We start from the raw sequence: 14,020 nt of genomic DNA on the forward strand, positions 1-14,020 counted from the left end.
ATTTCCCCATCCCCCATCCCCCATCCCCCAACCCCCATCCCCCAAAAAATCTGTCAAGTTCTCTAGACAACTGTGCAAAATCTAAAATTTTCTTGTTATCACTGTAGAGAAAGAGTAGTTTTATGTTAAGCGAATCCGACCGTGAGCCTATCCAAAGAAACCAATCATCCCGATCGCACCTATTTCGCTCGTTCTCTCCAGCGATTGGAACAGGATGTGCTGAGAATGGGAACCTTGGTCGAAGAATCCTTTCGTCTTAGCCATCAATCCCTTTTTGCTAGGGATTTGGAAATGGCGAAAAAAATCGCCCCCCTCGATCAGGAAATCGATCGCTACTACCGTCAAATCGAGTTAGATTGTGCCACTCTCATGACGCTACAGGCTCCCGTAGCTCAAGATTTGCGGCTGTTAAGTGCTTTTATGCAATTAGTGCGCGATTTGGAGCGTATCGGCGATTATGCCAAGGATTTGGCTGAAATAGCGCTCAAATTATTCGCCTATACTCCTCACGATTGTATGAGTGAGATCGAGGCTATGTCCCACCATGCTCAGTATATGTTAGCCACGAGCCTTGTCGCCCTGGCCGACCTCGATCAAGAAGCAGGTCAAAAGGTCAAAGAACTAGATAATACGGTCGATCGAGCCTATGAGCATCTTTATCACACTCTCGCCCATCAAAGAGATATTAAGGGTGTGGTGGAACCAATCCTGCTGATGGCTTTGCTAATCCGTCATCTGGAACGCATGGCCGATCACGCCACCAATATCGCCCAAAGGGTATCTTACATCGTTACCGGACAGAGAGGCTGAGGGTGTCTCGAACTCTGACCTCGCTTTTAGCGTTTACGACTCAGGGGGTTAAAAATTTCACTTAACCCCTCTCCCAAGAGGGATAAACCCACCACCATCGTGGTCATTGCTAATCCGGGAAATAAAGTGGTCCACCAGATACCTGTAGATAAATCCGCCAAAGCTTCCTTGAGATCATGACCCCATTCCGGCACTTCTTCCGGTAATCCTAAGCCTAAAAAGCCTAAACCGCCTAAAACAAGGATCGCATCCGCCGCGTTGAGTGTAAACAGAACCGGGACACTCTGGACGACATTAAAGAAAAGATATTTTGATAATATACGGCTAGGACTGGCCCCGATCGCTCGCGCTGCTTCGATAAATAATTCATTTTTAACGCTGGCAGTTTGATTTCTGACCACGCGAAAATATTGGGGAATATAGGCAATGCTAACAGCGATCGCTACATTGAAGATACCACGACCCAAGACGAAGGCGAGAGCCACCGATAATAATAACCCCGGCAAGGTGTAGAGGGTATCCATGAGAAAGAGGAGAACGCGATCGATCTTACCCCCCAAATAACCGCTAATTAACCCTAAAGGAACCCCGATGACCAAAGATAATCCTGTGGCCAAAAATACCACGGACAAGGCCGCCCGGGCCCCGAATAGGGTGCGGGAAAAGACATCATAACCGCGCACATTCGTCCCGAACCAATGGGCAGAACTGGGGGCTTGTAGGGGATAATTGCTTAAAATGTCGGTTGAATCCTGAATCAGTCCGATCGCTTGCAGAAGGGGCGAAAACAGGGCAATCAGGATAAAAATAATTGTCAATACCAACCCAACTACTAGGAGCTTAGTAGTTAGGTTGGGTTTCAGAAAAGGATCGATCGGCAATTTAACAGGAGTCATCGACAAAATTCAGGCATTGCATAGAACGCTAATTGTAGAAGACAAGGCCAACCTGCGACAAGAGCAGGATTTTTTTCAGACAGCCGGGGCCGAAACGACCGTAAACCAGAGCAAGACTGCTAAAGCTAAAACAGTTAGTTTAATGAGGATATAAAGCAGTCCGTTGGGATAAAGGAGATCGTGAAACATATTACCTCCTTGGGAGAGTAGCGATTGTCTCTCTCTATCTTTGATCTTAAGTCTTTCTTTGTTCAGCTGACGCACAACTTAACAAAACGTGCGATTATAGGGAAAAAGATTTTTTTACTAGCTATGGCACTACTGACCACGGGAAAACCATTTATTCGCGATCTGGAACAATACGGTGCTTTAGGGGTTTACGCACCCTTAGAAGGGGGTTACGAGGGACGCTATCAAAGACGTTTACGGGCCACTGGTTACAATGTCCTGCATATCACCGCTAGAGGTCTAGGCGATTTAAGTGCCTATCTTACCGGCATTCATGGAGTCCGTCCCCCCCATTTAGGTAAAAAAAATATTGGTCAGGAAGCAGCCGTGGGACCGGTTTATTTTATTCCTCCCATTGCTACCTATCAATTGGAAAATTTACCCCCCAAATCTAAAGGTTTAGTGATTTGGATTATTGAAAGTTTTGTTTTGTCCTCGGAAGAAAAACAATACTTAATTAATCTTAGTCAACAGGAACCCCGGTTAAAATTTGTCCTCGAATTGGGTGGGGAAAGATATTTTCGTTGGCAACTTTTGAGCAAATCTTTAATCGCTGCCTAAATTACCGAAATAATACGGGTACTAAAATATCTCTCTCTCAACCCCTCTCCCCGGAGAGGGAGACTCCCGCACCCTTTGGTAGCTATTCATTTAATTTTCTTAATTTCGCGAGTTGGCCTAGGTGAATTTGCAATAATATGGGATATCGTTGCCGCAAAAAATCTAGGAGTTAAATCGTGACAGTGAGAGTTCGTATTGCCCCCAGTCCCACGGGAAATTTACACATTGGAACAGCGCGCACAGCCGTGTTTAACTGGCTTTTTGCCCATCATCACCGGGGGAAATTTATCTTGCGCGTGGAAGATACAGATTTAGAACGTTCTCGACCAGAATATACGGAAAATATTCAAGCGGGCCTACAATGGTTAGGACTGAATTGGGATGAAGGTCCTTTTTTTCAAACTCAACGCCTTAATTATTATCGTCAGGCCATTCAAACCCTGCTCGATCGAGGTTTAGCCTATCGTTGTTATTGTACCCCGGAAGAATTGGAAAAAATGCGGGAAGAACAAAAAGCCCGCAATCTTGCCCCCCGTTACGATAATCGTCATCGTTATCTCACCCCCGAACAACAAGCTCAATTCGAGCAAGGGGGAAGAAAAGCAGTAATTCGTTTTATTATTGATGATGATCGAGAAATTATTTGGCAGGATTTAATCCGGGAAAAAGTTATCTGGAAAGGTAGTGATTTAGGGGGAGATATGGTGATCGCTCGTACCTGCGAAAATGCCGAGGAAAACTTTGGTCAGCCTCTCTATAATTTAGCGGTAGTTGTTGATGATATCGATATGGCAATTACCCATGTTATTCGTGGGGAAGATCACATCGCTAATACGGCTAAACAAATTCTTTTATACGAAGCTTTAGGGGCAAAAGTGCCGGAGTTTGCCCACACTCCTTTGATCTTAAATCAGGAGGGTCGTAAGTTATCTAAACGGGATGGAGTCACTTCGATCGAGGATTTCCGAAAACTGGGTTTTCTGCCGCAAGCTTTGGTTAATTACATGACTCTCCTCGGTTGGACTCCTCCCGATTCCACTGAAGAAATTTTTACCCTTGAAACGGCCGCTGAAGTGTTTAGTTTAGAACGGGTAAATAAAGCGGGGGCAAAATTTGACTGGACTAAATTGGATTGGATTAATAGTCAATATCTCCATCGTTTAAGCGGTGAGGAATTAGTGCCTTTACTTCTCCCCTACTGGCAAGAAGCAGGGTATAATTTTGATGCTGAAACCGATCGAGCTTGGTTGATCGGATTGGCTACTCTCATCGGTCCGAGTTTAACTCGTTTAAGCGATGCTGTCGCCGAAAGTCGCCTACTTTTAACCCCTCTGGCTAATTATAATCAGGAGGCTTTAAGTCAATTACAATTAGAGGGAGTTAAGGATATTATCAAGGATATTCTCGCCGCTATTACTCCCGATTTGACCGGAGAAGTTGCTAAGGGGATTGTTGAGACAACAACTAAAGCCCATCGGGTTAAAAAAGGTCTAGTGATGAAGTCTCTGCGCGCCGCTTTGATGGGGGAGTTACACGGTCCAGATTTAATGCAGTCTTGGCTACTTCTCAATCAAAAAGGTTGGGATATATCCCGTCTTCAGCAAGCAGTAAATAGTTAAATTGATTGGCTATCAGTTATCAGAAAATTTATCGTACATTAGGGTTGACAAATGCCCTAAGATTGCTATATACTTTCTAGTATAATGGGAATCCGTGTCGCCCTGCATACCCTGCTCGTGATCGATTACTGAGGGGATGGGAGCGGATTTTTCCCCTAGCTGTCAGGGACGATCTAGAAACTTTCTTAATTTTCAGGCATTATCTGCAACTTTTCCCTAAATATAGATTTGTTAATCTCCTAACAAAAACCTATGGGTGAAAAAAAACGAATTGGACTTCTCACCAGTGGTGGTGACTGTGCGGGTTTAAATGCCGCCATTCGTGCCGTTGTCCACCATGCCAGTGGCAATTATGGCTGGGAAGTGGTGGGTATTCGAGAAGCAACTAACGGATTAATTAACCGTCCCCCAAAAACCACTATCTTTGATATTGAAGGAGTCGATCGCCTGTTGGTGATGGGGGGAACAATTCTCGGTACTACCAATAAGGGGGATCCCTTCGCTTTCCCGATGCCGGATGGAACCCTGATCGATCGCTCTCAGGAAATCATTGACGGCTATCATAGTCTGGGACTGGATGCCCTGATCGGCATCGGTGGCGATGGTAGTCTGGCGATTTTGCGCCGTATTGCCCAACAGGGAGGCATTAATCTGATTGGTATCCCCAAAACCATCGATAATGATGTGGGAGCTACAGAAGTCTCCATCGGCTTCGATACAGCTACTAATATCGCCACAGAAGCCCTCGATCGCCTCCATTTTACCGCCGCTAGTCATAACCGGGTGATGATTCTAGAAGTTATGGGTAGAGATGCCGGCCATATCGCCCTGGCTGCCGGTATTGCGGGGGGGGCCGATATCATTCTCATTCCCGAAATTCCCTACCGATTAGAGAATATCTGCGAGAAGATCCGGCAACGGCAGCGTATGGATAAACAGTTTTCTCTGATTATTGTCTCCGAGGCTGTGCGTACGGAAACCGGCGATCGCCTATCACAAAAGAAAGCCCTAGGGGAAGATCGTCTCGGGGGTATCGGTCGCTATTTAGCCGAAGAAGTTGCCAGGGAAACCGGGGCCGAAACGAGAGTGACTTTCCTGGGCCACATTCAACGGGGGGGTATTCCTTCTCCAATGGATCGCTTACTGGGGGCGGCTTTTGGCGTTGCGGCCGTGGATCTGATTGCCCGGGAAGAATTCGATCGCATGGTGGCCTGGCAAAATCGGCAAGTGGTCAGTGTTCCCATTGAGGAGGCGATTAAAACCTATCGCGTCGTCGATCCCGAAGAAACTTTAGTCAAAACCGCCAGGGGTTTGGGTATTTGTCTAGGGGATTGAGATTAAATCTAGGGGAATCGGTGCGAGAATTAATCCTTAAGTATCGCCCTTTCCCCACTGATTAAAATTACAAGTCAAATAAAGATAAACTCTGATAATTATTTTTCGGCAATTTCGCCAGTAAACCTAAATGATTAATAGTCCAGTTAATGTAGCAGAAAGATTGTTAGAAATCAACAATCTCGATCGAGAATTATTTAATTATTTTCAAAACAAATTACTTGATTCTGAGCAATTATCTCGTACCCTAGTGAGTTTTCAAGGTAATAAGAATCAACCTATTTATCGCTGGTATAAATATAAAGAGGGTTTTTCCGTTGATCTGATAGTTTATCTTCTAGAAAAATATGGTATCAAACAAGGAAAAATACTAGACCCTTTCGCCGGCAGCGGAACAACTTTATTTGCGGCGGCGGCCAGGGGTTTATCAGCAGATGGAATAGAACTATTGCCGATTGGACAGGAATTAATTATTACTAGACAAATTTTAGAAAATGGCTTAAATAGTGATGATATATATCGTCTAGAGTATTGGTCTAACCATAGCCTTTGGCAACAGGTAGATTACAAAGTTAAGTTATTAGAATTACCAATTACTCAAGGAGCATATCCCCAAGAAAATCAGGCTTGTATAGAAAGTTACTTAGGGTTGATTGCTCAAGAGAATGAGCGAGTGCAAGGGATCTTAAAATTTGCCTTACTTTCTATTCTCGAATCAATTAGCTATACTAGAAAAGATGGTCAATACCTGCGTTGGGATTATCGTTCTGGGAGACAACAGGGCAAAAATATATTTGACAAAGGGGAAATTTTAGACTTTAAAATTGCCCTCCATAGCAAGTTACGAGAAATTCTCGCAGATTTAGAGCCTAGTCAGCAACAATTGGAACTTTTTTCTAGAGATTATCCTCAGGGAAAAATTCAACTATATCAAGGTTCTTGTCTTGAGATTTTGCCAGAGATTTCCTCAGAAAAATACGATTCTATTATTACTTCTCCTCCTTATTGTAATCGCTATGATTATACTCGTATCTACGCTTTGGAATTGGCTCTATTGGGAATAGATCAACTACAATTAAAACAATTACGTCAACAAATGCTTAGTTGCACTGTTGAAAATAAACCCAAAGAGTTACTAAAAATAAATGAACAATGGTCGCCAGTCATTGCCATAACTGATCGTCAAAAATTATTAGAAAGTGTCCTGGATTATTTAGAGGAATTAAAATCAAGCAAGGCCTTAAATAATCATGGTATTCCTCGGATGATCAGGGGGTATTTTCTGGAAATGTCTTGTCTAATTTATGAATGCTTTCGGGTTATGAAATCCTCTGGTATTTTCTGTATGATTAATGATAACGTTCGTTATGCGGGAGCTAGTATTTCTGTAGATTTAATTTTGTCAAAAATTGCTGAAGAAATTGGATTTAAAGTAGAAAATATTTTAGTAGTTCCTAATGGAAAAGGTAATAGTAGTCAGCAAATGGGATGTCATGGTAGAGAATCTTTAAGAAAATGTATTTATGTGTGGAGAAAGCCTTAATGGAAAAACCCTATCTCTTGCATTTAAACCAAAGTTGTGATTTGGAGACTACCTATGAAGCTATCCGTTCAGGATTTATTGCTCTAGCCTTAGAAAAAAATCAGAGAGCTACTCCTTTAATTGCAGAAGCAAGAACCTTAAAAATTATTGCCCAAACCGTAAACAATGCTAGAGATTTGCTAAACATCCCAGATATTCAAGCAGCTTTATTAACTGCATCGGGAATTTCTGATAAAGCTAAAAATTATTTACATCCCCAAGACAAGGTAGAAGCAATTCAAGAATTAATTGTCAATTTTCTGGAACCTGCGGGGACTAATTTTGTCGAGGAGTTAGTCTATAGATTTCTATTGATTCGGGGTGACACTTTAGGAGGAATCATGAGAAATGCAGGTGGCTCCTTAGCTCAAAGTAAATTTACTCGTTCTCTATTAGCAACTTTAAGAGTAGCAGGGATTGCTTATGATTGGCTCAATTCTAGTAATAATCAATGGAGAGAAGCTGAAGAAATGACACCTAATCTAGAAATCTTGGTTAGAGGTGTTAGCTGGTTAAATAACAGCCAACCAAGAACAATAATTTATAATGTCAATGTTCCCCTTGTTAATAACAACAATATTGATTTGTGCCTTTTAAAATGTGATTCGACGCAATTAGCTAATCAAAAAATCAAAAAACAAACCTTACAATCTCCTGATTTATACATTGCTTTCGGAGAATTAAAAGGTGGGATTGATCCCGCAGGAGCAGATGAACATTGGAAAACTGCTCGTACTGCTTTGCAGAGAATTGATGATGCTTTTAGAAAAATCTCTAAGCATCCTTATACTTTTTTTATCGGCGCTGCTATTGAACCAAAAATGGCTAGGGAAATTTATCAGCAATTAGAGACGAAAAAACTCACCAATGCCGGTAACTTAACCAATGATAATCACCTGGTTTCAATTATGCGTTGGCTATGCCATCTTTAACCTAGTTAACATCTACAAAACTACCCCTCAAATAAAGATAAACTCTGATAATTATTTTTCGGCAATTTCGCCAGTAAACCTAAATGATTAATAGTTAATAGTAATAATCTGGTGGCAGGTAACTTTATTTAACTTCATCTCCCCAATCAATTAGTCCAGTAGGGTGGGTTAGCAACGCGTAACCCACCGCAATTATTCCAAATGAATATCATCCTATAGATTAGCAATGCGTAACCCACCATCTCTTGACAAAGAGGATAACTTCTGCATTACCATATCTCGTTCCATCCTGATATTTTCTGAAGCTAGAAGGGTATATTAAGAGAGATTCCGATCAACGCTTATTGAGATCAACCTATCATGCTGATTTACTTTATTCACGGAGTGGCCACAAGAGATGCTAGTTATGCCAATAAATTAATCAAACTAATTGAAGAAGAATGTAAACGCAAAAATCTGCCGATTCCCTACTGTCATGCAGGATTTTGGGGAAATGTTCTCAAAGGAACCGAAAAATTATGGCGAGATATCGAGCAAGAATTACAGACACAAAAACAGAAAAATATTAATTTTAACACCGAGCAATCCTTTCGCTATCAAAATTTTAGAAAAGAGTATTTATCTTATTTTATCGGTGACGCATTTAGCTATTTAGGCAGCGATCGAGGAAACCAAATTCGCCGCATTATTGCTGATCAATTAATCGATCTTGTTCAAGCTTATCCCCAGGAAACCGAATTACATATAGTGGCCCATTCTTTGGGTACTGTAATCCTTTGGGATCTGTTATTTTCCGAGCGTTTTGATCCTAAAGATCCCGCTCATGAAATTCGTGATCTTATCGGTAAAGAACGGGGCAAACTTTCCCTATTTAGTGTAACAACGATGGGTTCACCGATCCCATTTTTAAATCTAACTCTAGGCATTGATGCTAATCAAATTGAAAAATTTATTAGCCAGCATCAAAGTCAGCGTTTGCTCTGGAATAATCTAATCAATTCCTCCGATATTATCGCTTATCCAATTCGTCCTCTTTTTGATTCTATAACCGATGTATCCAAGATTTTAATGAGCGATTATTATCTAGAAGCGACCGGCAATATTTTTGATTCCGTAGAAATTGCTGCCGTTGTCTTAAATTCCCTTAATGCTCATACCTATTACCTAGCATCAGATAAAGTGGCTAAAAATATCGTAGAGACAATTTATTTTAATCAGCAGGATTATAATCATGGCAATAGTTACAGTAATAACACCTGTGTTGATCTTGCCATAGAAAGAATAGCCAAAATATCTGGAGTAACTAAAGATGTGGTAAAAATGAAACCTTTAAAAGAAAAAATATTACTAGAAGGTAAATTTAAAGATGCTAGTGGTTATATTTATTTAAGCTCAGATTTATATCGTGTCCATCATGTTTATATACAGGACAATCATCAAAATATCGTATATGCTGTATATGTGGGTTGGATTCATGTAGAGGGATTGAAAAATTCTGTTACAGAAATCATCAGACAGCTATGTTATGTCAACGGTGAAGCAAAGAATAGCTAATAGCGTGATGTCTTGGACAATTTTTTAATTTTCCCTGCGCTATACTGCCATTATTTAGATTAAACCAGCATTTATGAATCAATCCCCCCGCATTCTGGCACTGGATTTTGATGGTGTTCTTTGTGATGGCATGATCGAGTATTTTCAGATTAGCAAACGCACCTATGAAACCCTTTGGCCGGAAATAATTCCCGAGGATTTTTTCCCGAGGTTTTCGCAACTTCGTCCCGTTATCGAAACCGGTTGGGAAATGCCTTTACTGTTGCGATCGCTCGTTCTCGGTATTCCCGACGAGGAAGCTTTAAATAATTGGCCGTCAATTCGGCAAAATCTGCTAGAAAGGGAGAAAATAGCGAAAAAAGTTCTCTCAAATGCTCTCGATGGTCTTAGGGATCGATGGATTGAGTCGGATCTAGAGTCTTGGTTAGCCTTACATCAATTTTATCAACCCGCAATCGATCGCCTGGCCTCTCTTTTAGACTCGGATTTTTTGGTTTATATCATCACTACAAAAGAAAGTCGTTTTGTCAAGCAACTGTTACAAAAAGTAGCAATTAATTTTCCCGAAGCGAGATTAATTGGCAAAGAGATTAAACAGCCGAAATACCTGACTATTCAGCAAATACTGGCTGATTTACCCGAATCTCCCGCTAATTTGTGGTTTGTCGAGGATCGTCTCGATGCTTTGGAATTAGTGCAACAACAAGCAGATTTAAACGATGTGGGCTTATATTTAGCCGATTGGGGATATAATACCGCTCAAATGCGCCAAAAAGTTGCTCAAGATACCCGTATTAAGCTGTTATCCCTATCTCAATTTGCGGCAGATTTTACCCACTGGTAGAGTCAGTGACGACAAATATTAAAACTTCGCCTATTACCCGATGGAGTTGTTAAGCTTTCTTTATACACTTGTACTAATTGTCAATTTCTTCTACAATGGTCAAAGGTCGATATTTTAGAAATTTTGTGGAGCTATGATTGACTGCCTGACTGTGGCTCGCTACTTTATTATATTATGCACAGAGCTTGCATTTGTCCCTATACGATGAACCATTGTTTAAGGAGGAAATTCAGGCATGGCGTTACAGTCCCGTTTGTCCTGCTGCTTATAAGTTCTACAGTGATTTTGAGGCTAAACAATTACCAATTCCTCGCCAAGAATCCTTGTCTGGGCTGCCATCGGAGAAAAAAGAACTTTTAGAAGAAATTTGGCAATATTTCGGTAACTACCACGCCTATCGGTTGAGTGATATGACTCACGCGGAGTTTCCTTGGAAAAAGGCTCGTAAAGGTCTGCCACCAGAAGAAAGTTCCACAGAGCCAATTCTCCTTGATGATATGAAAGCATTAGGTTATCAAAAGCTTGATTTGATAGAACAGGAACATCCTGCCTACAAACCGGCCATGTCTGAAGTTTTGAAGGAGGCATTGGCTACGAAATCTTCTCATCCTATTGGGAAAGGAGAAGTGCATGACTGGCTCAATTCTCTTCTCGATTGAATCTTCTGACAACTTCGAGCGCTCTTTCAAAAAACTGGCAAAAGTTCACAAAAATAGCTTTGTTGAACTTATTGCCAAAACTTTAGAGGATTTAATCGATGACCAATATCCCCATAACTCCCGCCAGGAACCTCTACCGGGGAAAATTTAGTTGCCGGAAGGCTGGACTTTTCACAAGCTCGATATCCGGGTTTCAAAAGGTGCTGCGGGGCAAATTAGATTAATGTATTTAGTGAGCGCGACTACCTACACAGTTAAACTGGTTTGGATTTACAGCCATGAGCAGTTTGTCAAACGTCCTGCTGATGCCGATTTAAAAGCTATTATCCGAGAGATTCTGGATGTTTAGGCAGAAATCTACTTCTTGGTGGGTTACGACCCATATGACACTAAATCCGTTGAGTATAGGCTACTTATAAGGATAGGCAAAAGGCACTCTTGCAATAGGCAAAAGCAGGAATAGATAATCAGTCTTTAATAACTGGATTTAGTATTACACTGATAACTGATAACTGATAACTGATGCTGCTATACTAAAAAGCGTAGTCGTTATGAGTTGCATTTACGGTTATGACTGTCGAGAATTTAGTCATTATTGGTTCGGGACCCGCGGGATATACGGCGGCGATTTATGCGGCGCGTGCGAACTTAAAACCCTTGATGTTTGAGGGTTTCCAAGCGGGAGGCATTCCGGGGGGACAATTGATGACCACCACAGAAGTAGAAAATTTCCCCGGTTTTCCCGAAGGAATCACCGGTCCGAAGCTCATGGAAAGAATGAAAGAACAGGCCGAAAGATGGGGGACCCAATGCTATACCGAAGATGTTATCTCGGTGGATTTAAGTCAGCGTCCTTTTACCATTCGTTCCACCGACCGGGAAGTTAAGGCCAATAGTATTATTATCGCCACGGGAGCCACTGCCAAACGCTTAGGATTACCCAGCGAAGCTCAATTCTGGAGTAACGGGATTTCCGCTTGTGCTATCTGTGACGGTGCTACACCGATATTTAGAGAGGAAAACCTCGCTGTGATTGGTGGCGGTGACTCGGCGGCGGAAGAAGCCGTATATTTGACTAAATACGGCTCTCACGTCCATTTATTGGTACGCGGGGAAGCGATGCGCGCCTCGAAAGCAATGCAGGACCGGGTGTTAAATAATCCGAAAGTTACCGTTCATTTTCATACCCAAGCGGTGGATGTGTTCGGTACAGGCAGTAAAATGGCAGGATTACGCATTAAAAACTCGCAAACGGGAGAAATCAGCGAATTAGCCGTTAGAGGGTTATTTTATGCCGTCGGTCACACTCCCAATACCTCCCTATTCCAAGGACAACTAGAATTAGACGAGGTGGGTTATGTGAAAGTCAAACCGGGGACTGTTGCTACCAGCGTCGAGGGGGTTTTTGCCGCAGGAGATGTGCAGGACCACGAATACCGTCAGGCCATCACTGCCGCAGGTACGGGGTGTATGGCGGCGTTATTGGCAGAAAGATGGTTATCGGAGCATAATTTAATCCAAGAATACCGTCAATCAGCCACTTCTGAACATTACGAGACGAAAACCGTTAGCGAAACCCCGGCCGATACGGAGGAAACTTTTGATATTAACAAAACCCATCACGTTGGGGGTTATGCTTTGCGGAAATTATTCCACGATGGCGATCGCTTGTTAATGGTAAAATATGTTTCTCCCACCTGTGGCCCCTGTAAAACCCTGAAACCGATTTTAGATAAAGTGGTCGATGAGTACGATGGCAAAATTTATTTTGTGGAAATTGACATCGAAGCTGACCCAGAAATTGCCAAAATGGGTCAAGTAACCGGGACTCCCACGGTACAATTCTTTAAGGAGCGGGAATTAGTAAAAGAAATGCGCGGAGTCAAACAAAAAAGCGAATTTCGTCAAGTAATTGAGAGTTATCAATAATCAGTTATCAGTTATCAGTTATCAGTTATCAGTTATCAGATGTGAGTTTTTAGTTTACTGTTTACTGATTACTGTTTACTGAAAAAGCTCCCCACACCCCACACCCCACACCCCACTTCCCACTTCCCAACACCCTATGCTAGAGGTCTTACAATTTGATTTTATGCGCCATGCCATCGCCGCAGGAATATTAGTTAGTATTGCCTGTGGGATTGTTGGTACTTTGGTAGTAGTTAATCGCGTGGTTTTTATCAGTGGTGGAATCGCTCACGCTGCCTATGGAGGCATAGGAATCGGTTATTTTTTTGGGATTAATCCCCTGGTGGGGGCGATATTTTTTACCTTTTTTTCGGCTTTAGGCATGGGTTTTTTACAGCGTCGCATCCGGGAGAGATCTGATACTTTAATCGGGGTGATGTGGGCGATTGGTATGGCGATTGGGGTAATTTTTATTGATTTAACCCCCGGTTATAAAGCTGATTTAATGAGTTATCTTTTTGGTAGTATTTTAACTGTACCGAGGGATGATTTATGGATAATGGCGGGCATAGATATATTAATTATAACCTTAGTTAGTATCTTTTATAAAGAGTTGTTAGCCATATCTTTTGATGAAACCTTTGCGATTATTCGCAATATTCCCGTGGAGATAATTTATTTAGGTTTAATGGGAATAACCGCCTTAACTATTGTCGCAGTAATGCAGGTGGTAGGATTAATTATGGTAATTGCTTTACTAACTATTCCCGCCGCTATCAGTGGACAATTTGTTAAAAATATGAAGGGAATGATGATCCTAGCGATTATTTTAGGAATTGTCTTTACTTTAGTGGGTTTGTGGTTATCCTATAGTTTAAATCTCACCTCAGGGGCGACAATTATTTTAGTGGCAGGATTGGGTTATTTAATCAGTCTTGCTTGGAAACCTTTCATCCTAACTATCACCAGAAAAATATCTAATCTTTAAGGCTCTCCCCTAGTTGTGGTGATAAGAACAAGTTATCTAGGGTCTGCTGAAAAAGTTTTTCGGTGGGGGTTGGGGGTTGGGGGTGGGGGGATGGGGGATTGGGG

General features: G+C 41.9%; 14 protein-coding genes. 13 read left to right on the forward strand and 1 reads right to left on the reverse strand.

Features of this window, described 5'->3' with window-relative positions; translation table 11 throughout:
• Nucleotides 1-141 precede the first annotated feature (141 nt).
• The gene (phoU, locus tag IM479_RS00975; protein WP_287672416.1) at nucleotides 142-810 is read left to right on the forward strand and encodes a phosphate signaling complex protein PhoU; all 669 of its coding nucleotides are present in this window, start codon (nucleotides 142-144) and stop codon (nucleotides 808-810) included.
• Between the two features lie 26 nt (nucleotides 811-836).
• Here the strand turns inward: phoU and IM479_RS00980 are convergent, their stop codons facing one another.
• On the reverse strand, nucleotides 837-1,706 hold the full coding sequence (locus tag IM479_RS00980) for an ABC transporter permease (protein ID WP_287686576.1): 870 nt from the start codon (nucleotides 1,704-1,706) through the stop codon (nucleotides 837-839).
• 312 nt (nucleotides 1,707-2,018) lie between these two features.
• Between IM479_RS00980 and IM479_RS00985 the strand changes: the two genes are divergently transcribed.
• The 12 genes from IM479_RS00985 to IM479_RS01040 all read left to right on the forward strand — a co-directional run bounded on the left by IM479_RS00985 (nucleotide 2,019) and on the right by IM479_RS01040 (nucleotide 13,916).
• On the forward strand, nucleotides 2,019-2,495 hold the full coding sequence (locus IM479_RS00985; protein ID WP_286824508.1) for an NAD(P)H-quinone oxidoreductase subunit N: 477 nt from the start codon (nucleotides 2,019-2,021) through the stop codon (nucleotides 2,493-2,495).
• 176 nt (nucleotides 2,496-2,671) lie between these two features.
• Nucleotides 2,672-4,114 carry a glutamate--tRNA ligase gene (gene gltX, locus IM479_RS00990; RefSeq protein WP_286824506.1) on the forward strand — a complete coding sequence of 481 codons (1,443 nt, stop codon included), beginning with the start codon at nucleotides 2,672-2,674 and terminating at the stop codon, nucleotides 4,112-4,114.
• Nucleotides 4,115-4,366: 252 nt separating this feature from the next.
• Nucleotides 4,367-5,449 carry an ATP-dependent 6-phosphofructokinase gene (locus IM479_RS00995; protein ID WP_286824505.1) on the forward strand — a complete coding sequence of 361 codons (1,083 nt, stop codon included), beginning with the start codon at nucleotides 4,367-4,369 and terminating at the stop codon, nucleotides 5,447-5,449.
• Nucleotides 5,450-5,579: 130 nt separating this feature from the next.
• Nucleotides 5,580-6,992: a DNA methyltransferase gene (locus IM479_RS01000; protein WP_287686578.1), complete on the forward strand. Its 1,413-nt coding sequence runs from the start codon at nucleotides 5,580-5,582 to the stop codon at nucleotides 6,990-6,992.
• Complete coding sequence (locus IM479_RS01005) at nucleotides 6,965-7,963, forward strand: AvaI/BsoBI family type II restriction endonuclease (RefSeq protein ID WP_353737577.1); 999 nt, start codon at nucleotides 6,965-6,967, stop codon at nucleotides 7,961-7,963. Before IM479_RS01000 ends, IM479_RS01005 begins: the two co-directional genes overlap by 28 nt.
• A 360-nt stretch (nucleotides 7,964-8,323) precedes the next feature.
• The gene (locus tag IM479_RS01010) at nucleotides 8,324-9,517 is read left to right on the forward strand and encodes a hypothetical protein (protein WP_287686581.1); all 1,194 of its coding nucleotides are present in this window, start codon (nucleotides 8,324-8,326) and stop codon (nucleotides 9,515-9,517) included.
• A 73-nt stretch (nucleotides 9,518-9,590) separates the two neighbouring features.
• Entirely contained in the window at nucleotides 9,591-10,361 is a 771-nt protein-coding gene (locus IM479_RS01015; protein WP_287075864.1) for an HAD family hydrolase, read from the forward strand.
• Between the two features lie 185 nt (nucleotides 10,362-10,546).
• A complete protein-coding gene (locus tag IM479_RS01020) occupies nucleotides 10,547-11,020 on the forward strand; it encodes a Panacea domain-containing protein (RefSeq protein WP_287686583.1) in 474 nt (157 codons plus the stop codon).
• Nucleotides 10,992-11,171 carry a hypothetical protein gene (locus IM479_RS01025; RefSeq protein WP_287686585.1) on the forward strand — a complete coding sequence of 60 codons (180 nt, stop codon included), beginning with the start codon at nucleotides 10,992-10,994 and terminating at the stop codon, nucleotides 11,169-11,171. The genes IM479_RS01020 and IM479_RS01025 overlap by 29 nt, the downstream gene beginning before the upstream one ends.
• 72 nt (nucleotides 11,172-11,243) lie before the next feature.
• The gene (locus IM479_RS01030; protein WP_287686587.1) at nucleotides 11,244-11,369 is read left to right on the forward strand and encodes a hypothetical protein; all 126 of its coding nucleotides are present in this window, start codon (nucleotides 11,244-11,246) and stop codon (nucleotides 11,367-11,369) included.
• Between the two features lie 221 nt (nucleotides 11,370-11,590).
• The gene (gene trxB / locus IM479_RS01035) at nucleotides 11,591-12,949 is read left to right on the forward strand and encodes a thioredoxin-disulfide reductase (RefSeq protein ID WP_287686589.1); all 1,359 of its coding nucleotides are present in this window, start codon (nucleotides 11,591-11,593) and stop codon (nucleotides 12,947-12,949) included.
• A gap of 136 nt (nucleotides 12,950-13,085) precedes the next feature.
• Complete coding sequence (locus IM479_RS01040) at nucleotides 13,086-13,916, forward strand: metal ABC transporter permease (protein WP_287686590.1); 831 nt, start codon at nucleotides 13,086-13,088, stop codon at nucleotides 13,914-13,916.
• Nucleotides 13,917-14,020: the final 104 nt, after the last annotated feature.

It is taken from the genome of Microcystis sp. M165S2, from assembly GCF_020245885.1.
Taxonomy (GTDB): Bacteria; Cyanobacteriota; Cyanobacteriia; order Cyanobacteriales; family Microcystaceae; genus Microcystis.